Consider the following 25,068-nt stretch of genomic DNA (forward strand, 5'->3'; position numbering starts at 1 on the left):
GGTGCAATTTTATCAGGTCGTGGCTACAAGCCTCTCCTACGGCAAAGGTTACATAAAAAGAGGTCTCTGTAGGAGCGCTTCTCTAAGCGCGACCCGATGAAATAGCCCCTCTTCCCATGACTTCCGCAGAAGTCTTGAACGCTGCATCACTCTGATTAGATTCAAGTCTGTTCCATTTACCAGAGAAAAGCAACCTGTGGTAAAAGTTGATTTTCTCTTACTCTTACCTCTTGACCATTGACTATGCTTACGTTAGCATCATGTTCACCTTGCCGTTATCGTCCCAATTATCCAGTAAGAGGCTTGCTATGATTCTTTCTATTGTTTGCCCCTTTTGCGACAGAGAGCATCCTGTTCCTACTGACTTTGACTGCGTTTATGTGTGCGATTGCGGGGCCTGCTACAAGATCTGCGGCGGTAATATACTCAACAAGCGACTGGCAAGCTCTGCCATCGCCATGGATACGGCTGATCCTATCACCACCTTCGAAGACGATGAACTCGAATTCTGCGAAATGGTGATCAACCATGATTTTGACCAGCTCATTTCCTTAAAGCAGGAAATAGATGACGGTCCCCAGATGCGGTTCTGTAAATACGACCCTTCTGAAAGGCTTGCTCTAGTCTGGATGAAAAGGCCATTCTGATGGCGCCATTCCGGCTTGCCCTTATTTCCATGCCCTGGCCTCTGGCCAACCGCCCGTCCATCCAACTAGCCGCTCTCAAGAGTTTTCTGCTCCGAGAACGCCCAGATATTGAGGTTCACTGCTATCACCTCTATGTCGAAGTTGCAAACCTGCTGCAGGTACAAAATTACAATATCATTGCCGAGCGAACCTGGGCTGCTGAATCAGTCTACGGCTACCTTCTCAATCCAGACAAACAGAATGACAACGTCAAGCTTTTTCGCAAAGAACTCAAGAGAGCGAAGGGGGCGGTGTCATTAGAACTGCCTGAGATTGCCAGCAAGATCGAGCTACTGCACCGAGACAAACATCTGCCTTTGCCGTGGCACTCATATGATCTCATTGGCTTTTCTATCTGCCTGTGTCAACTGACCTCTTCTCTCTACATGATTCGTGCTCTCAGATTATTGCTGCCGGAATGCCGTATTGTCGCAGGCGGTTCAGCTTGTGCCGGAGAACTTGGCCGTTCTCTGCTGGCTCAGCTGCCAGAAATCGACTTTGTTATCAGTGGAGAAGGAGAACTACCGCTGCTGCAGCTTGTCAGCCATTTGCAAAATGGCGACATGGAAAACCTGGACTCCTGTCCTGGCTTGTGGTGGCGAGACAGCAACGGCAGCATTCGAGGTGGAGGAATACAACAACTAGATGACCTTGCCCAGCTTCCCCCGGGTGACTTCGAGGACTACTTCAAGCAATTACATGCTCTAGCCGACCTTGCCAATTTGATACCCTCACTGCCGGTTGAGACTTCAAGGGGATGCTGGTGGCACAGGTTCACGCCAGCTGCTGGTGGTAGAGGTTGTCGCTTTTGCAATCTCAATCTTCAGTGGCAAGGCTATAGAAGCAAGAAACCTTATCAGGTAGTGCATGAAATTGAGCAGCTCTCCCGCGGCCATGCCATTCTCAAGTTCTTTTTCGTGGATAACATCCTGGATCCAGATTTACTGGATGAGATATTCGAACAACTGTACTCTCTCGGCAGTTCACTGGAGCTCTTCGTGGAACTCAGGGCAAGCGTCTCACTGCCGCAACTGATTCGAATGCGCCGCGCTGGCGTTACAGAGGCCCAGATAGGCATTGAATCTCTCAGTACCAGGTTGCTGAGAAAGTTCAACAAGGGTACCACTGCCATCCAGAATATTGAGATTATGAAGCACTGTGAGACTCTTGGAATAAGGCACCATTCAAACCTCCTCTGCGGCTTTCCTGGCAGCGATGAGGAGGATGTGGCAGAAACCCTGGAAAATCTACAGTATGTGCAGTATTATCAGCCTCTTCGCCTGGTTCGCTTCTGGCTTGGTCAGAACAGTCCAGTGGCCCTGTCACCAGCACGATATGGAATTCGGCGCCTGAGCAATCATCCCAACTATCGCTTGCTGCTGCCTGGATCACTGGGCGACACTCTGTGTCTCATGCTCAAGACTTATCATGGCGATCGGACCAGACAAAAAGGATTGTGGCGGCCGGTCAACAGGCAACTGAAAAAGTGGCAGCAGCATTATTCTTCGTGTCGAAATGCCCATAACCACATGCCTATTTTGAGTTATCGCGACGGCAGCGACTTTTTGCTCATTCGCCGCCGGCATGCCGACAAAGAAACAGAGACATTCCGTATGCGTCAGACATCCGCCGCCATATACCGCTACTGTGAAACAGTCCAACCAATGGCAGCAATCAGGGAGTCCTTTCCACACTTTTCCCTGGACCATATCCAGACTTTCATCAAAGACATGGTACGCCGGCGACTCATGTTCCAGGAAAAGGACCGGGTCCTCAGTCTGGCAGTAAATGAAGAGCCTCACCGGCTGCTGTGTGGCCACAGAGCGCCCCTATCCCAATAATTGCAGTCTTCGCAAACAAGCTTTTTCTTGACATTTCCCGGTGTTGTCTGGTAACGAGTATCTCTACTGCTTCATTGTTGGACGCTGAAAAGTAGGCATCACCACGCTGGTTAGTTGAAACCAGCATGGCCGCCGGTGCCGCTCATAGCGGGAAACCGGTCCTACGACCGAGACATCGGCAATAGAGCTCAGGACAATGCGGGGCTGCAGTCAGCAATATGGACCGCAGGAGCGCAGCTCACCTGCATAGCCTACTGTACACCATTGGATTCTCTAATGGTGGGAGGTATTTCGCTGTAAGGAACGGGACCGTGGACAGCGACTCCGCGGCCTTTCTGTTTAGGAGGAAAATGAATTGACAGATTTGACTCGTCGCATCCTCATGGGCAACGAGGCTATTGCCTGGGCTCTGGCGCAGAGCGGTTGTACCGTTGTCACTTCCTACCCGGGCACTCCTGCTTCCGAGATTGTCGACACCTTGCTGCGGCTGCAGCGTGAACACAAGCTGCCCATGCACGTCGAATGGTCCGTCAATGAAAAGGTCGCCTTCGAAGTGGCCCTGGCCAATAGCTACCTGGGGGCGCGTTCAGCAGTGGCCATGAAACAGGTGGGCTTGAATGTCGCATCCGATCCACTCATGAGCTCAGCCTACACAGGAGTGAAGGGAGGCTTCCTGGTTATCGCGGCTGATGATCCCGGCCCCCACAGCTCGCAAACCGAGCAGGACAGCAGATTTATGGCCATGTTCGCCAAGATACCCGTATTCGATCCAAGCTCCCCCAGGCAGGCGATGCAGATGGTAGAGCCCGCTTTGAAGCTTTCCGAAGAGTATGAGATTCCTGTAATGCTGCGGCCCACCACGAGAATATGCCATTCCCGTCAGGATATCGAGGTGGGAAAAATCAGCTTTCCACCCCGGGAGCTCTGCTTTCTCAAGGAACCCGGGCGGTGGGCGGCAACACCCAGGTTCCGCTTTCTGCTCCATCAGAAGCTCAACGACAAGCTGGACAAACTTGCAGTCGAACCGTCTCTAGCTCCGGTGCTGCTGAATCCGGAGGCTGAGGGCAGCGATGCCTGCGTGCTTTCATCGGGGGTAGCGCTGGCCAATGTCCAGGAGATAATGGAGGACCTGGGGCTCTACGACCAAGTGCCCATCTACCAGGTAATCGTACCCTATCCCCTTCATTTTCTCTTTGCTGAAACTATCTTGCACGAGTTCAAAAGGATTCTCGTTGTCGAGGAAACTTATCCGGTAATCGAACTGCAACTGCGCCATCGAGACAAAGTGTATGGCCGTCTGAGCAAGACAATCCCCAATGCTGGTGAATTGGAGCCTCAGCTTGTCGAGACCTTGCTCAGAGGTTTTTTCCACCTGCCCCCTCTGCCGCCCTCCACAACAATTACTGCAGCTGAAAAACGCCCAACCCTCTGTCCAGGCTGTCCTCACCGAGCTGCCTTCTTTGCTCTCAAACGCGCCATGCCCAAGGCCATTTTCCCGAGCGACATCGGCTGCTATACCCTGGGACTCAATCTGGGTGCTGTAGACACGGTCCTCTGCATGGGGGCGAGCATCAGTCAGGCCGCCGGCTTCTACCACAGCCACCAACTCGGCTGTGAAGATTCACCGCCGCTGGCAGTAACCATTGGGGACTCCACCTTTTTCCACGCTGGTATACCTGCTCTGCTGAACAGCGTCACTCACGGTGCCCGCTTCGTACTCTTGATCCTGGACAACGGCACCACAGCCATGACAGGCTGTCAGCCCACACCTGAAAGTGGGCCCGAGCCGGGTAGCGCCAACGCCGTCACCGTATCCCTGGAAGAAATTGTCAGGGGCTGCGGCGTACGCTTTGTGCGCACTGCCGATCCTTACAATCTCGGGGACTTTATTGAGCTCATTCGCGAAGCTCACGCCTACAGTCAGGCAGAGCAGGGCGGCATCAGTGTAGTAATATCCCGGCACCCCTGCCTCATGGATCGAAGTGTGCCCCACCTGTTGCCCAGGAAGAAGCTGGCGGTCACTGGCGACTGCCAGGGATGTCGCTACTGCCTGGATCACTTCGAGTGCCCTGCCCTGCTGTATGACGACCAGGAGGAACGGGTCCATATAGACCATGTCTTGTGTGTCGGCTGCGGAGTTTGCCTGGATGTCTGTCCACGGGGGGCAATAGAAGAGGTGGGCAGTGATGGTTGATGGCAACATGAAAGTGCACCATGATAACCAATATTGATTAACAGAGTATGATAGGGGATTGGCCGCACACGCAACCTGAACGTTGCGGCTACCGAATATGCGGCGAGAAGGGATGAACTTTCATTTTGCGATCAACCAGTAAGGTCTAAAAGAAATTGATATTGCTAAGTATCAGCATTAACTGGACTTCTTATGGAACAACAGCAAATAGTGATCAGTGGCGTAGGCGGCCAGGGTGTTCTCTTTCTCACCAGGTTGCTGGCGGAAGCAGCCCTTGAACTGGAGATGCCAGTACTTTCGTCCGAAACTCACGGCATGGCGCAAAGGGGCGGCACTGTGGTCTCGCATCTCAAGGTTGGACCGTCATTTCACAGCCCTCTCATCAGAAGCGGCCAGGCTGACATTATTCTCCTGCTGCATCACAACAATCTAGGCCTGCATGGCCATTTCCTCCATGAGAATGGGCAAATATTTATCAACAGTCATCGCCCAGAATATCCAGGTGCCATCGATGCTGCCCAGCTGGCAACCAGCCTCGGTTATCCTTTGGCCGCGAACCTCGTGCTGCTTGGCTTTGCTCTGGCATCTGGATCGGTTTTCTGTGACTTCACCACAGTGTGCAGCACCCTCCAGCGCTCTTACCCTGGCGACCGCCTGCAGTTGAGCATCCGGGCCTTGCAAGCAGGCTTTAACTACGACCCCCGTGACATGAAGTAGGCTAAGGTGGAAGAGACGCCTTGACAAAATGAGCAGTATTGCTCCTCTCTCCCTCGCCAGCCTCCCATATTGGGAGGGTCGTTTATACAATGATTCAAAAGACTACCTCCCTGTTTGAGGGAACAGGCCTGGGGAGGGCTGACACGAGACGTGACAGCATGATCTGGTACCAGCTGCCTCAATTTCTCGTATCCGGCATCACCACCGGCAGTATCTATGCCCTGGTAGCCCTCGGATTTGCTATTGTTCACAACGCCACAGGCATTGTCAACTTTGCCCAAGGGGAGTTCGTCATGATCGGCGCTCTGAGCGCCATCACCTTTACCCAGAGCATGGCCCTGCCCCTCTTTGTGGCTTTCCCCCTGGCAGTGTTCACAGCCATGGCTGTGGGTTTTCTTCTAGAGACCGCTGTACTGCGCCGCTCCAGATCTCAAAGCATTCTTATACTGGTAATGATTACCGTGGGGGCCTCCATCACCATCAGGGAATGCGCCATGATGGTCTGGGGCAAGATGCCCAAGACTCTTCCTCCCTTTTCAGGAGATGAACCATTCGAACTGGCTCATGCGGCCATTCTGCCCCAGACCTTGTGGATTCTGGCTATCACCTTTCTTGTGGTGGCGGGGCTGTCGGTCTTTTTCAATCATACCATGGCGGGGAAAGCCATGCGCGCTGTGGCTGAAAATCGTCGGGGTGCCGCTCTCATCGGCATTCCTGCCCATCGGATGACCATGCTCTCGTTTGTCCTCGCCGGCGGCATCGGGGCAGTAGCCGGCATCATTGTCACCCCGGTTACTACCATGTCATACAGTGCCGGTGTGATGCTGGCTCTCAAGGGCTTCGCTGCCGCCATATTGGGCGGCTACGGCAACATGGCCGGGGCCGTGCTGGGGGGGCTGTTGCTGGGAACCATGGAGTCGCTGGCAGCAGGTTTCATCTCCTCTGCCTACAAGGACGCTGTGGCCTTTCTACTCCTGTTGCTGGTTCTTTTTGTTCGGCCTTCAGGATTGCTGGGGGAAAAACAGATTCATAAAGTATGACAAGACTGCGCTATCCTCATATGACAGCCATGGATCGAAATGTGAAAAAGTGGCTCTCTATCTTTGCCCTGTGCCTGGCGGTAATGTGCCTGCCGTATGTCATCAGCAAGAGCTATTATTTCCTCATTCTCAATATTATCGCCATAAATGCCCTGGTGGTCCTCGGCCTCAACCTCCTCATAGGTTTTGCTGGCCAGATCTCTCTCGGTCATGCTGCCTTTTTCGGCATGGGTGCTTATTGTTCTGCCATATTAACCACTACTTACCACATGCCGGTCTGGCCCACGCTGCTGGCGGTGATGCTTGCCACCGCTGCAATTGCCTATCTCATCGGCATTCCCACCCTTCGTCTCGCAGGACATTATCTGGTAATGGCCACCCTGGGCTTCAACATTATCATCTACATCCTCATGGTTCAGATGGAGCCATGGACCGGCGGCCCCTCTGGCTTCTCAGGAATTCCCGGCCTCCATTTGGGCAGTCTTGCCATTCAGACGGACGTCGAATTCTACTGGCTCATCTGGCCGCTGCTTGTTCTCTTCCTGCTGCTCTCTATCAATCTCACTGACTCGCGGGTTGGCAGAGCGCTGCGGGCAATTCACGAGGATGAAATGACCGCCAATTCCCTTGGCATCAATACAGACAGGTACAAGGCCATTGTCTTCGCCCTCAGTGCGGCATATGCCTCTGTGGCAGGGAGTATGTACGCCCACTATCTGTCATTCATCAGCCCGAAGACCTTCGACATATTCTACTCAATAGAAGTGGTCACCATGGCAGTGGTCGGGGGAATCGGCAATATCTGGGGCGGCATCATCGGGGCGGCAGTCTTGACAGCCCTTCCCGAGCTGCTGCATGCCCTGCGTGATTACGCCCTGTTAATGTATGGCGTCATCCTCATGTCAGTACTGTTGTTTTTCCCTGAAGGATTATTGCCAGGTCTGCTGAGATTGTGCTTGCCGCACCTCAAAAAACAAAACGACTAACTTGGATGACAATGAATGGTCAGCATCAGACACTGCTCGAAGTAGACAAGGTAGACAAACATTTTGACGGACTCCAGGCTCTGAGTGAGGTCTCTTTCTCTTTGCATTCCGGGGAGATCATTGCTCTCATCGGCCCAAATGGCGCGGGCAAGACTACCCTGCTCAACCTGATTTCAGGAGTTTACACCCCATCACAGGGCGAGATATTCTTTGCTGGCCGTACCATCTCAGGACTGAAACCATACCAGGTAGCCGCTCTGGGCATCAGTCGCACCTTCCAATCGGTGCAGGTGTTCCAGGAGATGACGGCTCTGGAAAATGTCCTGGTGGGTCTGCACAGCCGTCTCCACAGTGGTTTCCTCAAGGGAATGCTCCACTGGATTACAGAAAGGCGAGAAGAACGGCGTGCCAGAGCAGCAGCCTTGAAAACTCTTACTCGACTGGACATAGAGCACCTTGCTGACAGGCCAGCCAACACCCTGTCCCTGCTGGAACAGAGGTGCCTCGAGATAGCTAGATCCATAGTATCTGCGCCGAGGCTCCTGCTGCTGGACGAACCGGTAGCTGGGCTCAACATCAGAGAAACAGAAGAGATGGCCGAACGTATCAAGGCTCTCAGCCACCAGGGACTTTCAGTGCTGCTGGTAGAACATGACATGAATCTGGTGATGAGCATAGCTCAACGGGTGATCGTGCTTCATCATGGCGTCAAAATAGGCGATGGCACTCCGGAGGCAGTTCAGGCCGACCCCACAATACAGAAAGCGTACCTGGGCGGACAGACGCACTCTGTGTAGAGCAGCCTCCAGAAAGCGCTCGACTTGACACGGAGGCTCGTAGTCAACCGCCAGATAGGAGGCTGTTCACTACCATCTTTTGAGATACATCGAACATGCCAGGCAACTCTCAGGTGTTGACATGCTGCTGGTAAAGAATATTTCTGCTTTCTATGGCAACATACAGATTCTTCATCATGTGAGCTATCATGTGGATGAGGGTGAAGTAGTAGCTCTCGTTGGCGGCAATGGTGCTGGCAAGAGCACCTTGCTCAATGTGATCAGTGGACTGCATCCTGCAGCTCGAGGCAGCATCTCCTTGCGCCAGCGCCAGGTGCTGGGTCTGCCTCCTGACAGGCTGGTAAAGCTTGGCCTGGTGCAGGTTCCTGAAGAGCGCCAGATCTTCAATTCCATGACTGTGGCAGACAACCTTGCCCTCGGGGCATACTCCCTGCCGAAAAGAGAACGCCGGGACATGGTGCGCAGCCAGCTCACCGAAGTGTATCGGCTCTTTCCAATTCTGCGTGAAAGAGCACAACAGAGAGCAGGCACTCTCAGTGGAGGTGAACAGCAAATGCTCTCTATTGGCCGGGCACTCATGGCCCGACCGCAAATGCTCCTCCTGGATGAACCTTCACTTGGTCTGGCGCCCCTGGTGGTGAGAGAGATCTTTCAGGTAATCAAAGAGCTGCAGCAAAAAGGAACCACCATACTCCTGGTGGAGCAAAACGCTCAGGCAGCCCTGGAGGTGTGCGATCGTGCCTATGTACTCGAGGCCGGCCGCATTGTGCTAGAAGGAAGCCCCCATGAGCTAATGGAGAATGACGAGCTGCGGCGAGCATTCCTTGGCAAGGACTACCAGGCAAAATGGGAGAGGTGAAAGCAGCGCCATTACTGTCAATGGACGAGGGAGCACAAAATGAATACCTTTTGGGACGAGAAGATAGAAACTCTTCCTCGAGAGCAGCTGGCAGAACTCCAACTCGAGCGGCTGCAGATGACCATAAATCGCGCCTACACCAAGGTAGATTTCTACCGGCAGCGGTTTGAAGAGCTGGGAATCATGCCAGAAGACATCCTTTCTCTCGAAGACTTGCAACAATTTCCCTTGACTACTGCTGCTGATCTCGCTACTCACTATCCTTACGGACTCTTTTCGGTGCCTCTGAAGAGTGTGGTGCGTCTCAAGTTCCCGGCTGCTTCGCGGGGAAGGCCCTTCGTGGTCGGCTACACCAAACGAGACGTTGCCATCTGGCAGCAGCTGGTGGCCCGGGCCTTGACTGCGGTAAATATTGGCCGCCGGGACATTGTCCAGGTCGCCTTTAACTACAGCTTGTTTACCGGGGCCTTCACTTTCAACCAGGCCGCGGAACTGTTGGGAGCAACCGTGGCACCCACATCCATTGTTTCCGCCACCCTGCAATTACAGATCATGCAGGACTTTCGTTCCACAGTGCTGGCCACCTCACCTTCTTTTGCCTTTCATATTGCTGATACTATGGAGCGCAAGCAAACCAAGTCAGCAGATAACTTTCTCCATACAGGAGTATTCGGGCCAGAATGCATGCCGGCCGAGGTCCGCAGCAGCCTGGAACAACGACTGGGACTGCAGGCCTATGCCATTTATGGCGTCAATGAGATGGTAGAGCCCGGGGTGGCCTTCGAGTGTGTAGAAAAGGACGGCCTTCACCTGGCAGAGGACCACTTCTATCCTGAGCTCATAGATCCTCTTTCCGGCGACAGGGTTCCGCCCGGGCAACAGGGCGAATTGGTGGTCACCACGCTGACCATTGAGGGGTTCCCCTTGATTCGCTTTCGTACGGGTGACATTACCATCCTGAACTACCAGCCCTGCCAGTGCGGCCGTTCCAGTGTCAAGATGGCCCCGCCTCTACAGCGCAGCGATAGCCTGCTCACTGTCCGTGGAATTGGCGTTTACCCAGAACATCTGGGGTCTCTACTGCAGGAGGTTGCCCCGGAAGTCTCACGCTACCGCTTTGTCGTTCGCCGGCGGCATGGCTTGAACGACCAGCTGGAGGTCCAGGTTGGCGTACCAGTCGACTATGCCACAGATTGGTACGGCACCCATGCACTTGCCGATAGAGTCCGCTCTCATCTTCGCAGGTCCATCGGCCTCGGCATTAAAGTGAGGCTGGTTGAAGCAGGCAGCCTTACAGGCATGCCCGCAGAAGTCCTGATAGAAGAGCAGGGCTGTGATGATGGTATGTGACTAGCACAGGGAGACTGTAATAGACGGGACATGCGAGGTTGCCAATGAGTCGGAGCTTTCTGCCAGCTGTTTCAGGAAAAGAAGAATTGCAGGCCATCCAGGTGCAGGGGCTGCAATGGACTGTGCATCATGCTTACCACAATTCGCCTTTTTACCGGCAGCGTCTCCAGGAAGCCGGCGTGCACCCTGATCACATCCGAACTCTGGATGACCTCAAAAGACTGCCCTTCACCACAGCAGAAGACCTGAGGTTGAATTACCCCTTCCCACTGAGGGCGGTTCCCTTTGACAAGATCGTCAGAATTCACGCCTCTTCCGGCACCACGGGCAAACGAAAAGTGCTCTGCTACACGCAAAAGGACGTTGATGACTGGGCAGAGATGTTTGCCCGCTGCTACGAAATGGCCGGACTCAACAGCTCGGACAGAGTGCAGATAGCCGTGGGCTATGGGCTCTGGACTGCAGGTGTAGGGTTCCAGCTCGGATGCGAGCGGTTCGGGGCGATGGCAGTTCCTGTGGGACCGGGCAACACTCAGATGCATTGTGAAATGCTCATCGACATGCAAAGCACAGTGTTCTGTTCCACTGCTTCCATGGCTCTGCTCATGGCAGAAGAAATACAGCGCCGCAACCTCAAATCGCAAATCGCCCTCAGAAAAATTATCATGGGAGCCGAGCGTCACAGCGAGAGTATGGACCGCCGCATCAAAGACCTTCTGGATGTTGAACATGTCTTCGACATCCCCGGCCTCACCGAACTATATGGCCCTGGAACCGGTCTGGACTGTGAACTGCATCAGGGCATCCACTACTGGGCAGACTTCTATATCCTGGAAATCATCGATCCTGACACTCTAGAACCAGTCAGGCCTGGCGATACAGGAGAAATGGTGGTCACCACCCTCAGGAAAGAAGCTGCTCCCCTCATCCGCTATCGCACCAGAGATCTGTCGAGATTGCTTCCCCAGCCGTGTGCCTGCGGCAGTCCTTTTCCAATGCATGACCGCATCCTCGGCCGCTCCGACGATATGTTCATCATCAGGGCGGTAAATGTCTATCCGGGCCAGATAGATCACCTTCTTTCAGGAGTAGCTGAAATTGGCAGTGAATATCAGGTACATCTGGAAAGAAGAGAAGACGGCCGGGACTACATGATCCTCAAAGTAGAGCGGCGACCAGAGATTGCCGCGGAGCGCGACCATGAAATAGCCCAGCAGATCAGGCGCGCTGTGCGCCAGCAGTTGCTGGTGAGTGCAGAGGTCGACATACAGGAATACGGCACTCTTCCGAGGAGCGAGCGCAAGAGCAAGCGGGTATTTGACCATCGGTAATAGTGCGGAGGGCGAGTTGCGGGTTAGGGGTTAGCGGTTATCAGTTGTCGGTTGTCAGGAAGCGTTTATTAGGTGCCTACTATCATTACGCGCTAGTATCTAGTGTTTTTCTGTGGAAGCGGCATCTTGGCGCGATCGGGCTCAGGAAAATAGCGAGCTGCGCGTCTTTGAGGGAAGACGAGCTTGGCATAAACCCTAGAAGTAACTACAACTTGTAATACTAGAAGGCAAAAAAGGAGGTGTATAAGACGACCTGGATGTGGGGTGATAGGAGTTGTTTACCATATGAGGAGCAAAGGGGGGTTTTGCTATGAACAGGCGAACAAAGATCTACATCATCTGCTTGCTTTCTCTGGCTGCTTTTGTCTTTGGCTCTCCAGCCACAACCAGCAAAGCTGCTGAACCGATCAAGATCGGTGCTTTCTTCGATCTTTCCGGAACAGCGGCCTTTATCGGCACACCCACCAAACTGGTGGCCCAGATGGTGGTTGACAAGATCAACAAGGAGGGCGGCGTCAATGGCCGTCCTCTGCAGCTGCTAATCGGCGACACCGAGGGTGATCCCACCAAGGCGCTCATGGTAGCCAAACGGCTGGTGGAAATGGAAAACGTGGTAGCTTTGATTGGTCCCACGCGCACGGGTACTGGCATGGCTGTGAAGAAATATCTGGAGGGCAAGCACATTCCCACTGTGATGACGGTGGGCGGCGACCCGGTGATCATGGAGGGCATTCACGGCGGCAAAGATTTTGGCACTGCTAAGTGGATCTTCAAATCCCCACAGCGGAGCTCCATCGCCGTAAAAAAAGTCTACCAGTACCTGCGGGCCAAGAAAGTCAAAAATATTGCCTTGATAACTGCATCCGATGGCTTCGGCCGCGATGGCCATCGCTGGCTCACCAAGCTGGCCCCAGAGTATGGGCTCACTGTCGTAGCTGACGAATCCTTTGGAGTCAGAGATGCAGACATGACCACCCAGCTCACCAAGATAAGAAACACCAACGCCCAGGTCATTGTCTGCTGGACCATAGGCCCGGCAGGCGCCATTGTGGCAAAAAATGTCAAACAGTTGGCTATCAAGATACCTCTGATTCAGTGCCACGGCCTGCCAGGACCTAAATACATAGAGCTGGCTGGCAGGGCAGCAGAGGGTAATATCATGCCGGCCACTAAACTGATGGCCTACGACCAGTTGCCAGCTACGGATCCGCAGAAGGCTGTCATCGAAGAATTCGTCCATCTCTACAACGATGTCTACCACTACGACCAGAAATTCCCCATCAATACTCATTCCGGCTATGCCTGGGACGCCATCTATATCATTGCCAATGCCATGAAAAGGGCAGGAACCGAACCGGCGGCCCTGCGAGACGCCATTGAGCAAACCAAAAACTACGTGGGAGTAAGCGGCATCTACAACATCACTCCCAAGGATCACAATGGCCTGGGCACCGATTCAATGATCATAGTGATGGTAAGAGATGGCAAGTGGAAATTGATCTATTGATAGCTAGATAATTCAACGGGCGGGAACCAATCCCCGCCCGTTGCCCGGAGCAGGGCAAGAATCCGTTCTTAGAGGTGAGTGGCTGGGCCGTAGCCTTGTCTCAAAGATCTTCAAGCTTGCGCAGGCAATCTTGAGGGAAACGATGTGTTCCGCCGGTCCCATCGAGCGTAACCCTGACAAGCGCCTCTGGATCATTGATGACCGTGTCGGGATCGCTTATCACCCCATGGAGACCGATGTACTCCTCCATATAGTCTTCCCAGCTTTCATCATTAGATTTTCGATAGACCTCGACCCGATCGCCTTGGCGAAATGGTAACATTGATTCTCCCCTTTCCTAATATTATTATGATATTGTACAATCTTCATTGAAGCGCTCGGTCTACTACGACTGGCCAATCATAAATGTCTACCCAGGCGAGGTATTTCAAGTGTCACACAGTAGCCTAGCTGGAACCGCCCATATTTCCCTCCTCTTCAGCGAGCTACAGGCTTTACGGCAATGCAAGTGCGTCCTTGGTTGTCCGGGACTATAAGGTACTAATCGAGTACATCTAGGACCTTTGCAGTACTGTGGTATCCCTACAGGGCGCGAGCACCTGCGCTACGCAGGCAACAGTCATCGTCACAGCCTCGCAAGGCTAACCCATGAAATATTCGGGCTAAACGTTTGGAGAAGCAGGGAATAGGCCTGTCTCTACCGGCAGTTCGGCGGTGGCTTTCCTGGCGCATTCGGGACACAACTTGCGGTCAGCAAAAGGACCAGGCATTATCTGGATCCGTCTACCGACAAAGTTTAAATACCGCCGCGTACCCAACTCTACACCGCAGCTCTCACAATATTCCAGTTTTTCTCGACGAAGTATAGTACCGCAGAAATTAAGTCGACGCTCACCATTCACGTCTTCTAAGACAATAGCACCAGTAGGACAATTGGTAGCACATGCACCACACAGAATGCAACGGTCAGCCGCGATCCGAAAATCAGTTACTCCTTGCTGGTCGAAATCAAGATAGCCAAACTGCAAGGCATCAACACCCATTTTGTCACGACAGATACTGACGCACAGTCCACAACGTTTGCAGATATCACACCTGAGACACCGCCGTCCCTCTTCCCTGGCCATAGCTTCGGATAGTCCCAGCTCCACCTGCTGAAAAGTGATCCTCCTTCTATCCGGATTAAGCATTGGCATTTCTGGCCGATGCAGGATCATCTTAGTAGCGGCTGGAACCTCGAGCCACTCAACACGCTGGTGACGGACGGGTACCTGCGGCATTTTAGGCTGTGGCAGTCCTCGCAAGTAGCGGTCTATCCCTGCTGCGGCAAATTTACCTGCACCGATAGCTTCCACTACGGTTGCCGGTCCCAAAACAGCGTCGCCTCCAGCAAATACTCCATCCTCGTTGGTCATGCCGCTCACTGTATCAGCCAGAAGAGTATTGCGTTTTGTCCACTTAAGGTTTTCCAAAGATTCGAGCCCTTCCGGATCGATCTTCTGACCAATGGCGGTGATTACCGCATCAACCTCATACAGATGATCACTGTCTTCCACAGGAACAGGTCGCCGTCTGCCGCTGGAATCTGCTGCCTCCAGTCTTGCTTTCAGACATCGGATACCAGTAACGCACCCTTCAGTTCCCACGATCTCCACTGGAACAGTGAGAAACGAGAAGCGCACCCCTTCTTCTTCGGCCTGCTCGACCTCTTCAATACTGGCAGGCATTTCAGAGCGAGTCCGCCGGTAGAGGATGCTGACATCTTGACAGCCAAGCCGAATACAGGTCCTGGCAGCGTCAATAGCCACGTTGCCGCCACCAATGATCGCCACTCGCCTGCCGGGTTTGTGTCTTTCACCCAAAGCCACTCGGAGGAGAAAAGCTATGGCATCCAACACTTGAGGGAATGAATCCTCGCCGGCAACTCCCAGCCTGTAAGAACCATGTGCGCCAATACTGATGAAAAATGCCTCGTATCCTTCCTGCCTTAGCTTTTCGATTGTGGTGTCTTTACCCAGTCTGGTATTATAGCGGAACTCGACCCCCAGGTCCTCAATCATTGCCACCTCCCGATCAATGACCTCCCGTGGCAGTCGATATCTAGGGATCCCCACCATCATCATCCCACCCGCCATGGGCAGAGCCTCAACCACAGTGACCCGGTAACCTCTCAATACCAGGTAATAGGCCGCGGTAAGTCCTGCCGGACCTGCACCGATCACGCAGACCTTGTGGCCATTGTCTGGGGCTTTTTGTGGGTTGACATAGGTACGCTCGGACATGGCTCTTTCGGCAGCAAAGGCCTTAAGATCTCGTATGGCTATGGGTGTGTCGATCCTACCACGAACGCAGACGTATTCACATGGGTGCGTGCACACCAAACCACATACCCAGGGGAAGGGGTTGTCCTTACGGATGAGTTCAACCGCCTCGGCATCGCGACCCTGGCCGATCAGGCTCACGTAACTCGAGACATCAATCCCGGCCGGACAGGCCATCTGACAAGGCGCCGGCGTGAGAACGTCACAATCCCCGGTCGGACAAACATGGGTGGTAATATGACTTTCATAGACCTCCTGGTATTCTGCAATGGCCACTGATACCATCTGTCCCACAAGGCGAGCCCCTTCCTCACCGGCTTCCGCCATAAGCTTATTGGCCAGCGAATCTATGGCCGGCAAGTGGTCTGTCCCACCCCTGCCACGGCTGACATCCTCAAGAAGCTCAATCAATGATTCCACTCTCTGCCGAGAGCGAGGTTCAGTGACCCGCCCTCTGGTCTCCAACGCTCTAGAAAGGTCATTTAAAGTTTTCGTTACGGGGCAGACACTTATTCCCGGAGGGTTCGCCACCTCGATTGACATTACGTCTGCAAGATGCTCTTCTCTCTGCTCTTCGGTCAACTCTGCAGTTCTTTCAAAATGAAGGCATTTGGTCACACATTTAGCCACGCAAGCTGGTTCCAGACCTTGATCCACCCGGTCCATACAGTAGTCACATTTTACCACCTTGCCGGTCTCAGGATTCCACTGGGGCGCACCATAGGGGCAGGCCTCGATACAGGACTTGCATCCCACACAGAGTTCTTCATCCACAAAAACAATACCGTCCTTTGCCCGCGTCTGCATAGCGCCAGTCGGGCATGCTGGTACACACCATGGCTCGTCACAATGAAAACAAGGCATGAAGACGAAGTCCGTCTTGGGAATGTTGTTTACCACTTGGGGGGTAGTCGTAATGATACGGCACAAGCGGGGCCCTGGAGGGAGCCCTTTGTTGTCTTTACAGTGGACCTCACAAGAGTGGCAGCCGATGCATTCTTCCCTGTCCTGATAGAGGTGGTATTGGCTCATCAATTTTCTCCTTCAAGTATTTCTCTCACCGGGGCCAGCATGGCACCCCGTCATTGCTGTAATGCAATTCACATATGGCTTTGCTGGAATCAGGTCCTTTTCCCCAAAAGTTGTTGAACCAGCACGCCCTGTTCGCTACCGCGTTCGTCCGAAAATCCAAGGGCATGGCACTAGGAAAGTGGTCTGACTCGAACGATGGTCTCATGTAGCGCCGGACTGCCCCCGATCATATCTGTCAGATTCTCCTGCAACAAGGTATCGCTGGCCCCTTTATCGAAGGTCCTGGTAGCGGCCGGCACCTGGCGGCCGAAGCCATGGAGCATGAAAACCGCTTCAGGGTGAATATATTCGGTCAGATGCACCTTTATACGACCAGTCCCACAGGTGGAAGTAATCTCCACCTCTTGGCCTTCTCCTATCCCGAGCTTCTCGGCCTCTTTACTGTTTATCCACAAGGCGTTCTCCGGCACTAGTTCATTGAGGTAAGGATTGTTCTGGGTGGAGATATGAGTATGAACGGCACACCTCCCCACCGTCAGCCAAAAGGAGCCCTCCTCTGGTGGCTTCACAGTTTCATATTCCGGGAACGAGGGGAAACCATTGTCCTCCAGCAGGCTGGAAACGAGCTCGATCTTTTTGGACGGTGTTTTGAACTTGATCCCATCCCTGCGATCCCACAGAATCGCTTTGTCTGATAGACTGACGAAACCTTTGGCATCAAAATCATCGACTCGGATTCCCATGTCCTTTAGTTGAAAGTCCCAGATATCCTCAATGCTCTCATAGGGGAAATAGTGAGCCAACCCTAACCGCTCGGCCAGTCCCTTGATGATTTCCCACTGCGGTTTGGTATCATACCTCGGGGGGACGCATTGACGCCGCATAAAAATGGTAGGTTTAAGGCTGTTTGCCATTTGCAGGGAATCTGCCCTCTCGAGGTATATGCACTCGGGAAGAACCACATCCGAATACCAAGCCGTTTCACTGAAATTGATGTCTATGGTGAGTGCGAAATCCAGCTTGTTGAAAGCTCTCTTGTTGAGATTATAGTCCGGTATAGAAAGCAGCGGGTCGAACCTGTTGGTGATTACTGCTTTGATAGGGTAAGGGTCCTCACTAAGTATTGCCAGCGGCAGCATTTGAGCCACCCCGTGGGCAGGGTCGCAGATAGGGAACCTGGATCCACCTACCCCATCAAATCTCTCTATATTCGGTTTGGGGAGTCCCTGTTGGTCCACAAGTTTACCAAACGAACCGTAGCCCGCATCTTTCGGGCCTTTCTTGAAATAGAGCCCCCCCTTCGCTTCAATACTTCCCATCAAGGCATTGAGGATGATGATGGATCGTCTGAAGTAGATCTCATTGGTATGGTTGGCGCCACGGTAGCCATAATTGAAAATCACCTGTGGTTTGTCCCTGCTCACCTCCCTGGCAAGGCTGACTATTTCGTTTGCAGGGATGCCAGTCTCCCGCTCGGCCCACTCGGGAGTCAGCAGCTCCACAAAAGCCCTGAGTTCATCTAACCCTGTAACCCACCTGCTCACGTACTCCTCATCGTAAAGGTTTTCCTTGAGGATAACGTGCATAAGCGCATAGTTGAGGGCGAGATCAGTGCCCGGCCTGATGAGCCAGAATCGATCCGCCTTGGAGGCAGTAACTGTAGCGCGGATATCAATATATGTTGTCTTAGCGCCTTTCTTTCTGGCTTTCATAAAAGCCTGGATAGGCTTGAGCTGAAGGGACTCGAAAAAGTTACGCCCATAAAAAATCACATGTTTCGTATTGGCAAAGTCCATGTTCACCTGGGCGTCAGTGTAACCGGTTAGAGAGCGAAAAGCCGTGTTTACTGAACCCTTGCACAGAGAATCATGGCTATAATGGTTGGGTGAACCGATGGCGCGCATAAAGGTCTTGCTGATGTGGGTGTTGAGGTTTTGTCTTTCACCAAAGACGATGCTTTGGGGTCCGTATTTCTCCATGATCCCTTTGAGCTTCTCTGCCGAGTAGTCAAGGGCCTCGTCCCAAGTCACTCGTCTCCATTTGCCCTCGCCGCGGGCACCTGCTCTAATCATAGGGTAGCGCAACCTCTCTTTATCGTAGAGCAGTTGGATACCGGCGCTCCCTTTGGCGCAAAGACCTCCCTTGAGTTGGTACGGGTTGCCTTCTATCCATTTCACTGCACCGTCAACCACTGTGACCTTGATTGGACACCTAACGGTGCACATGAAGCATATGCTGTACACATCTTTCTGCATGCCTTTGCCTCCTTGATAATTTCCCTTTTAACCGTCTACATTTTCTGTAGATCAAGGGCTTAGCGGATAAAGTCCATCTCTCTTGTTCTATTCCCAGGGATGGCTGAGATAATTCTAGGGCGAGCTTTTACTGCTAAAAGCTGGGGAGCTGTCTAGCTTAGAGCTACGCTTGATTTGCAACCACCATCAGAATACCGATTAGCAAATTGTTTGATATCATTTTTTTCAGGCACAGAAAAGTATTGTGAAAAAATACACAGGTCTCCTGCCCGTATATGCCCACTTCTTTGTGCCCTTAGCCGAAACTGCCTTAAACATAGTATGGCTGACATCATCCGAAAAGCTCTCAGTTTAGCCCTTTAGCCCATCATGGCCTCGTTCAGCTGTTTCACCTCTCAACTGGTAACAATATGGTGAAGGTGGTACCCTTACCCACCGTACTCTCCATTTTGATCTCTCCACCATGCTTTGCAACAATGCTTTGAGATACGGCCAGACCCAGTCCTGTGCCTCTGCCTGGCCCCTTCGTTGTGTAAAAAGGCTCAAAGATCTTTTCTCTTATCTCTGGGGGAATACCGCAGCCAGTGTCCTGTATAGTAATACAGATGAGGCCCCTGTCTGGCTCAAATTCGGTGCGAACGGTAATGGTGCCGTCTGTACCAATAGCCTGCTGGGCGTTCACAAGAAAATTGAGAAATACTTGTTTGAGCCGATCCACATCACCGACAATCAAGGGAATATTCGGTTCAAAGTCCTGAATCAGCTCAATTCTTTCAGTCTTAAATCTGTTTTCCATCAGGTGGATTACTTCCGAGATGCTATTGTTCACGTCAACAGGACCCCATTCAGTATCGCTTTTCCTCGTAAAGGCAAGGAGATCACCCACCACCTTACGACACATCTGGGCACATTCTTCAATTTCCTTCAGGCTATTCCATGCATCAGATTCAGGTTCGGCTTCCCTGAGAAGAAGCTGTGTATAGCCAAGAATGATGTTCAGAGGGTTATTTATCTCATGGGCAACACTGGCCGCCAACTGACCCAAAGCAGCCATTTTTTCCATGTTACCCAGATGATTACCCAGAGGCTCCAACTCGCACCGCTTTTGGATCAAGACTTGGAATTCTGTACCATTACGGCTGTCACCGGAAAACAGCTTGGCCGAGACCGCTGATGCCACCCAATTGCCATCCTGCCGGCGCAAACTGACGTTGCGGCTTCTCACTTCCCCCTTTGTCAGGAGATCGTCAAGAAAGTCCTGCCACTGGTCAGCAGAAGGGAAGAAACTGAATAGAGGCACTCCCATCAAGCTCTGCTCGGGAGGAATCCCCAACAATTTATTGGCAGCATCATTCGCCTTCTCAATAATCCCTGAAGGATCGCAGACGCAATAGGCACAATCCACAACCTTTAGCAGCCAGGCGTAAACTTCCGCTTGCGTCTTGCTGCCTTTCATATATCTTCCTCTTCTTCGGATGCCTTTTCAATATCCACCAATCGCACGTCTCCCACATAGTCTTTAGCAGTATACTGACGAATTGTCGTCATCTTCCTTGTCAACTTGCTCATCCGCTTCACCTCATGGATGATATCCTCCAATTCTTCATAGAATGGATCACTCTTCTCCATTTGCCTCTGGATGAGTTGGACATTTCCGAGCACAGTAAACATGGGGGTGTTCAATTCATGTGCCACTGCTGTAGCCATTTCCACTACGCCTTGCAGCTTCTCCTGCTGTCGCAGTTGTTCTTCTAGCCTAACCTTTTCAGTGATATCCCGCAATGTTTCAATGATATACTCCAATTCTCCTTCTTCGTTGACCACCGGGGAAGCCATAATCTCCATAATGGCAAATTCACCGTCTGGCTTTTGATGGCGGTGGGTGAGAATCACCGCCTCTTTCTTCTGTTCCATGAGCTTCCACGGACAAATATGATCCTCGTTTTCCACATTCCGGCAGTCGCTGCCAGCTTCACAGCCTTGATGAAAGACTTCATGACATTTTTTCCCGACAAGCTGCTCACGGCTAGAGTTGAGATCGTCGACAAGTTTTTGGTTCACTAGTCTCACGTTATAGCCCGGGTCGATCACCACGAGTTGGGCGTTCAAACTGTCAATGACGTGCTGAAGAAAATCCCGGGCGCTTTCCATTTCCGCCAGATAATGAGCATGCCGTTCATCACGCTCCTTTTGGATGCGCTGAAAAACTACATATAGAAAGGAACTAGCCGCAATAATTACAAAAGTGACCGTGTTAATGGCACCAGAAATTGGGGAAAGCGCCCGCCATTGGTCAGCATAGCCCGCAGTTACAACAAGCCGACGCACCAGGTGCCCCAAAGCCCTGCTCACAGCAAAAGCCGCCAATGTACACGCCAACAGATAAAGATAAAGGTGAATTAGGCTTCGTTGTCGCATCTGATACGATTCGTAGACTATTGCGACCGCTAACAACAGCATAGCTATCGAGCCCACGACATCCACCAGATATGTGAAAGACATAGGGAGTGAAAGGCTCATTACGATTTACCTTCTCGCACCTTTTCATGTCTCAGAAGTCTCAAACCATAGTAGAGGCAAACAGCTGCCGGAACAGAAAGAAGATGGTCTTGTTTACCAGCATAAGAGACCAAATCAAACAATCCATTTGCCTGGAACCGCAAAGACCAGTCCTTCGCCAAGCCCACATACTGACTTCTAGGGATCAAGGCATCCAGTACGTGGACCAAAAACGTGTCCAGGTTCCAAAGGGCAAAAAGAAGAAATGACATGCGAATGAAGTGCCAGCTCTTTCTTGGACGATGGCGGGTAACCCACCAAATATAGAGCATGGCGCCTAGGAAAAGGAGGTGACCGAGTTGATGTGTGTAAAGCCCTTCCGGCGCGCCGTGGACGATGGTAGCTAGACTCTCACCCGGCCAGATGACCACCAGACAGCCAGCTAATAGTCCAGTCAGAAGTAACTTCCCTCTCACCCTATTACTCGTGGATGTCCCACCACAACTAGCAATGATGGGATGAAAAAGAAACCCGAAAGAGGCCCAGCGAGTTGCTCTTCTTAGACGAAATCCAAATTAGATTGTGCAGTTCAGAAATCAGACGAACACTGGGCAATGGATGTGAGATCAGAGATGGGGAATCGTCACCTCTCCCACTTACTTCACATACCCGATATCCCATATCTCACATCTACCGTTTGAAGCGTGAGGCAAAACAACGTTTGTCATTCTCAAAAACAACACTCCATCTAAGGTGGAGCGTTATTATTCCATGACGACTAAAAGTAGGTCAGCTCACCTTCTCCACTGTTGTTTTAATATACTTGAGTGGCGGCGTCCCCCCAACCCAGTCGGCGCTGTTGGGCTTCATAATCCCCGGGGGGTTGGTGCCCCCGAACTGTGGATACTTGGGATCCGCTTCCGGCCCTCGCCAGTGCCCAAAACCTCCAGCAGAACCAAGCACACCCTGCATGATAAACCAGGTGGGCTTTACCTCCATAATCACCTCACCCCAAGGCGAGCGAAGCTTCACCTTGTCCCCCTCTTCTAACCCGCGCTGTTTAGCGTCAAGCTTGTTCATCCACAGCGGGTTAGTGCCCTCAGACTTCACGAGTCTGAAGTTGTGGAAGGTAGAGGAGTGCTCATGGGCATAAAGCCTGAAGTTACCAAATACAAAGGGGTACTTTTCATCCGGCTGCATGTCGGCATCTGGCTCTTTGTAATCTGGCAAGGGATCCACTCCCTTTGCTTCGGCCACCGGATTTTTGAAGTTGTACTTGCCAGTCTTGCTCTTCCCAGAGCTGCCGTAACCTTCGGGCGGATTCAGGCTCCCCCACTTCTTGTATTTGTAATATTCGGCCTCGTCGGTAATGAGGAATCCTTTCTCCTTGAGTTCTTCATAAGACCATGGTGTACCGGCAAGCTGATTGCGCTCGGCTTCCTCAATATCCTTCCAAGGAAAGTACTCGCCGTATCCCAATCTCTTGGCCAACTCCACCGTTATCCACCACATGGGCTTTGCATTGAAGAGGGGGTCAATGATCTTAGCATAATAGGCGATAAATGCATCGTAGAGCCAATCAGCCTTTATCTGGCTATGCTCAAGAAAGGTGACGTCGGGGAGCACTACGTCGCTGAGTACTGCAGTATTGCACATGAAGGCATCAATAACAGCACAGAATTCCAACTGCTTGATGGCCTCCACCATCTTTTCCTGGTTACCCCATGAGAGAACCGGATCGCCGAAATAGCAAATCAGAGCCTTGAGCCTCCCTTCTGCCACATCCTTGGGGAAGAAGGCCGGCGCCCAGCCTTGCCAGATGCCCAGCTTGTTCAACTTGGGAGGCGAGTTTGCCGGCGGCTTCTGCTGTCCCTCACCCCAGGCGCTCTTCAACTTTCTTTTGAAGGGAAGAGACGGGCCTCCCGGGGCATCGAAGGTACCCAGCAGTCCATTGAGCGCCTGAACAGCAGCCGTACCGTACATTGAATTGGGACTCTGGGCGACACCCGTCCAACTCAAAGCCCCTTTGTATTTGGTATGAGCAAACTCCACGGCAATGCGCTCAATGGTCTCCGCAGGCACCCCGCTGATCTTCGCCGCCCATTCAGGACTGCGAGCCACCCCATCTTCCTCTCCCAGTAAACGCTTCTTGAACTCTTCAAAGCCGTACGTCCAGTTCTCGACGAAATCTTTATCGTAAAGCTCTTTTGTGACAATTACATAGCACATGGCCATGGCAACGGCTGCATCTGTGGCCGGTTTGATCTGAATCCACTCGGTGGCTTCGGCTGCAGTCTCTGATCTTCGCGGATCCAAAACCACAAGCTTCGCACCCCGTCTGACTGCCGCACGAAGCCCGGCTGTTTTGCGTTGACCATAAGAAGTTGCCAGCTCATTCATGCCAAAATGCAGAATATATTCTGAATTTTCATAATTAATCCAAGGTCTCTTGTCGTTCAGATTGTGTTCATTGGCCATGCGGTTGGAATTATCACACATGGGCCGATGGGTTGTCTTATGAGCACCGTAATGGTCAAAAAGGGCCTCGTGAATCCAATTGTACCAATCGTTGCCACGTAAATAGCCCACAGTACTAGGCTCCAATTGTTTAAGAGCGGTTGCCACTCGATCCAGAGCCTCATCCCACGTGGCCTTTCGAAAACGGCCGTTCTCCCTGATCAGGGGTTCCTTGAGTCTGTACGCACTATAAGTATGACTGATAGCGGCAGCACCTTTAGGACAAAGCCTGCCCCCTCCTTTTGGATCACCGGGAAGTCCAGAGATCCTAGTGGCAATGCCATCCTTTACCGTCACGCGAGTACCACACAGAGCGCCGCAAATGTAACAATGGCTGGGAATTGTCTTCGTGCGCTCAGGCTCTTTGGCGCCGTCAGCAAGAGTTTGATAACCTCCCGGAAAGGAGAGAGACTTTACTGCCACACCCAACAGATTCAAAGCCTTCACCAGTTCGTCCTCTGGCTTTGTGCCCGATTGTATGTTGAAGGCTAATCTTCGCTCATGGAAGAGGAAACTCAATGTCAAATCGGCCAGACCCCGATAGAAATCCGATTGGGCGCTACTCGAGAGTACTGCACAGAATTCCACAGCCCACCGCATCAGATGATTCTTGAGGAACTCAATCTGACTGTCTTGCAAGGCCGTGCCGCGCTGTTCGTCTTCCTGTGAAATCTGCTCCAGCAAATAACGGCAAAATTCGAGTTCTACAGCGATGTGATCGTCTAGGTCGTGATAATTGTCCGACTTATGTACACCGGCTGCACGGTATGCTTTGCGCACCTCGAAAATAGGCTCTTGCATGACAACCGGCTCTCGACTCACGTAAACTGATTCATAGGGAAACACGGGATTAACACCAGCGTTGAGAAACAAATCGGCGTATTCATAGCGAAGCATGTTGTAAACATCCGCTTCCTCTGCCCTTCCGAGAAACCTGACGATTCTTTCTACCCCGTTCCTCAAATCATCAATCGTGCATGTGTCCAAAAAAGCGGAAATCTTTTCAGAGAATTCAGGCTTTTTGAGCTGCTTGATTAAGTCGAGGGAGATCTCATCGCCATATAATACGGAGAGAAACTGGTAAATCCTGGCCCGGTTTTCTGTAAGTTGGCTGAACTCCATAGTGACATCCTCCC

Annotated in this window: 17 protein-coding genes; 11 read left to right on the top strand and 6 right to left on the bottom strand. The window is 52.2% G+C overall.

Annotation, left to right across the window (positions count from 1 at the left end):
* Positions 1–308 precede the first annotated feature (308 nt).
* The 11 genes from JRI89_05755 to JRI89_05805 all read left to right on the top strand — a co-directional run bounded on the left by JRI89_05755 (position 309) and on the right by JRI89_05805 (position 13,308).
* Positions 309–647 carry a hypothetical protein gene (locus JRI89_05755; GenBank protein ID MBW2070745.1) on the top strand — a complete coding sequence of 113 codons (339 nt, stop codon included), beginning with the start codon at positions 309–311 and terminating at the stop codon, positions 645–647.
* Positions 647–2,527 (top strand): RiPP maturation radical SAM C-methyltransferase, encoded by a 1,881-nt coding sequence (locus tag JRI89_05760; protein MBW2070746.1) that lies wholly within the window; start codon positions 647–649, stop codon positions 2,525–2,527. Before JRI89_05755 ends, JRI89_05760 begins: the two co-directional genes overlap by 1 nt.
* A 382-nt stretch (positions 2,528–2,909) precedes the next feature.
* A complete protein-coding gene (locus JRI89_05765; protein ID MBW2070747.1) occupies positions 2,910–4,721 on the top strand; it encodes a 4Fe-4S binding protein in 1,812 nt (603 codons plus the stop codon).
* Positions 4,722–4,913: 192 nt separating this feature from the next.
* The gene (locus tag JRI89_05770; GenBank protein ID MBW2070748.1) at positions 4,914–5,438 is read left to right on the top strand and encodes a 2-oxoacid:acceptor oxidoreductase family protein; all 525 of its coding nucleotides are present in this window, start codon (positions 4,914–4,916) and stop codon (positions 5,436–5,438) included.
* A gap of 158 nt (positions 5,439–5,596) precedes the next feature.
* Positions 5,597–6,478: a branched-chain amino acid ABC transporter permease gene (locus JRI89_05775; GenBank protein ID MBW2070749.1), complete on the top strand. Its 882-nt coding sequence runs from the start codon at positions 5,597–5,599 to the stop codon at positions 6,476–6,478.
* Complete coding sequence (locus JRI89_05780; protein MBW2070750.1) at positions 6,475–7,464, top strand: branched-chain amino acid ABC transporter permease; 990 nt, start codon at positions 6,475–6,477, stop codon at positions 7,462–7,464. Before JRI89_05775 ends, JRI89_05780 begins: the two co-directional genes overlap by 4 nt.
* An 11-nt stretch (positions 7,465–7,475) precedes the next feature.
* Positions 7,476–8,261 (top strand): ABC transporter ATP-binding protein, encoded by a 786-nt coding sequence (locus JRI89_05785; GenBank protein ID MBW2070751.1) that lies wholly within the window; start codon positions 7,476–7,478, stop codon positions 8,259–8,261.
* Between the two features lie 121 nt (positions 8,262–8,382).
* Positions 8,383–9,120 (top strand): ABC transporter ATP-binding protein, encoded by a 738-nt coding sequence (locus JRI89_05790; GenBank protein ID MBW2070752.1) that lies wholly within the window; start codon positions 8,383–8,385, stop codon positions 9,118–9,120.
* Positions 9,121–9,159: 39 nt separating this feature from the next.
* The gene (locus tag JRI89_05795; GenBank protein ID MBW2070753.1) at positions 9,160–10,470 is read left to right on the top strand and encodes a phenylacetate--CoA ligase; all 1,311 of its coding nucleotides are present in this window, start codon (positions 9,160–9,162) and stop codon (positions 10,468–10,470) included.
* Between the two features lie 44 nt (positions 10,471–10,514).
* Positions 10,515–11,801: a phenylacetate--CoA ligase gene (locus JRI89_05800; GenBank protein ID MBW2070754.1), complete on the top strand. Its 1,287-nt coding sequence runs from the start codon at positions 10,515–10,517 to the stop codon at positions 11,799–11,801.
* Positions 11,802–12,111: 310 nt separating this feature from the next.
* Positions 12,112–13,308 (top strand): ABC transporter substrate-binding protein, encoded by a 1,197-nt coding sequence (locus JRI89_05805; GenBank protein ID MBW2070755.1) that lies wholly within the window; start codon positions 12,112–12,114, stop codon positions 13,306–13,308.
* Positions 13,309–13,408: 100 nt separating this feature from the next.
* Here the strand turns inward: JRI89_05805 and JRI89_05810 are convergent, their stop codons facing one another.
* The 6 genes from JRI89_05810 to JRI89_05835 form a co-directional block, all read right to left on the bottom strand.
* Positions 13,409–13,630: a hypothetical protein gene (locus tag JRI89_05810; protein ID MBW2070756.1), complete on the bottom strand. Its 222-nt coding sequence runs from the start codon at positions 13,628–13,630 to the stop codon at positions 13,409–13,411.
* A 340-nt stretch (positions 13,631–13,970) separates the two neighbouring features.
* The gene (locus JRI89_05815) at positions 13,971–16,661 is read right to left on the bottom strand and encodes an FAD-dependent oxidoreductase (GenBank protein ID MBW2070757.1); all 2,691 of its coding nucleotides are present in this window, start codon (positions 16,659–16,661) and stop codon (positions 13,971–13,973) included.
* A gap of 170 nt (positions 16,662–16,831) precedes the next feature.
* Entirely contained in the window at positions 16,832–18,916 is a 2,085-nt protein-coding gene (locus JRI89_05820) for a molybdopterin-dependent oxidoreductase (protein ID MBW2070758.1), read from the bottom strand.
* Positions 18,917–19,304: 388 nt separating this feature from the next.
* A complete protein-coding gene (locus JRI89_05825; GenBank protein ID MBW2070759.1) occupies positions 19,305–20,372 on the bottom strand; it encodes a PAS domain-containing protein in 1,068 nt (355 codons plus the stop codon).
* Positions 20,369–21,418, bottom strand: a complete 1,050-nt coding sequence (locus JRI89_05830; protein ID MBW2070760.1) for a PAS domain-containing protein — start codon at positions 21,416–21,418, stop codon at positions 20,369–20,371. The genes JRI89_05825 and JRI89_05830 overlap by 4 nt, the downstream gene beginning before the upstream one ends.
* A 786-nt stretch (positions 21,419–22,204) precedes the next feature.
* On the bottom strand, positions 22,205–25,054 hold the full coding sequence (locus JRI89_05835) for a molybdopterin-dependent oxidoreductase (protein ID MBW2070761.1): 2,850 nt from the start codon (positions 25,052–25,054) through the stop codon (positions 22,205–22,207).
* Positions 25,055–25,068: the final 14 nt, after the last annotated feature.

It is taken from the genome of Deltaproteobacteria bacterium (assembly GCA_019309045.1).
GTDB lineage: Bacteria > Desulfobacterota > Syntrophobacteria > BM002 > BM002 > JAFDGZ01.

Coding starts and splice junctions, on each gene's coding strand:
- JRI89_05755 (MBW2070745.1), top strand. CDS start 309: ATGATTCTTTCTATTGTTTGCCCCTTTTGCGACAGAGAGCATCCTGTT.
- JRI89_05760 (MBW2070746.1), top strand. CDS start 647: ATGGCGCCATTCCGGCTTGCCCTTATTTCCATGCCCTGGCCTCTGGCC.
- JRI89_05765 (MBW2070747.1), top strand. CDS start 2,910: ATGGGCAACGAGGCTATTGCCTGGGCTCTGGCGCAGAGCGGTTGTACC.
- JRI89_05770 (MBW2070748.1), top strand. CDS start 4,914: ATGGAACAACAGCAAATAGTGATCAGTGGCGTAGGCGGCCAGGGTGTT.
- JRI89_05775 (MBW2070749.1), top strand. CDS start 5,597: ATGATCTGGTACCAGCTGCCTCAATTTCTCGTATCCGGCATCACCACC.
- JRI89_05780 (MBW2070750.1), top strand. CDS start 6,475: ATGACAAGACTGCGCTATCCTCATATGACAGCCATGGATCGAAATGTG.
- JRI89_05785 (MBW2070751.1), top strand. CDS start 7,476: ATGAATGGTCAGCATCAGACACTGCTCGAAGTAGACAAGGTAGACAAA.
- JRI89_05790 (MBW2070752.1), top strand. CDS start 8,383: ATGCTGCTGGTAAAGAATATTTCTGCTTTCTATGGCAACATACAGATT.
- JRI89_05795 (MBW2070753.1), top strand. CDS start 9,160: ATGAATACCTTTTGGGACGAGAAGATAGAAACTCTTCCTCGAGAGCAG.
- JRI89_05800 (MBW2070754.1), top strand. CDS start 10,515: ATGAGTCGGAGCTTTCTGCCAGCTGTTTCAGGAAAAGAAGAATTGCAG.
- JRI89_05805 (MBW2070755.1), top strand. CDS start 12,112: ATGAACAGGCGAACAAAGATCTACATCATCTGCTTGCTTTCTCTGGCT.
- JRI89_05810 (MBW2070756.1), bottom strand. CDS start 13,630: ATGTTACCATTTCGCCAAGGCGATCGGGTCGAGGTCTATCGAAAATCT.
- JRI89_05815 (MBW2070757.1), bottom strand. CDS start 16,661: ATGAGCCAATACCACCTCTATCAGGACAGGGAAGAATGCATCGGCTGC.
- JRI89_05820 (MBW2070758.1), bottom strand. CDS start 18,916: ATGCAGAAAGATGTGTACAGCATATGCTTCATGTGCACCGTTAGGTGT.
- JRI89_05825 (MBW2070759.1), bottom strand. CDS start 20,372: ATGAAAGGCAGCAAGACGCAAGCGGAAGTTTACGCCTGGCTGCTAAAG.
- JRI89_05830 (MBW2070760.1), bottom strand. CDS start 21,418: ATGTCTTTCACATATCTGGTGGATGTCGTGGGCTCGATAGCTATGCTG.
- JRI89_05835 (MBW2070761.1), bottom strand. CDS start 25,054: ATGGAGTTCAGCCAACTTACAGAAAACCGGGCCAGGATTTACCAGTTT.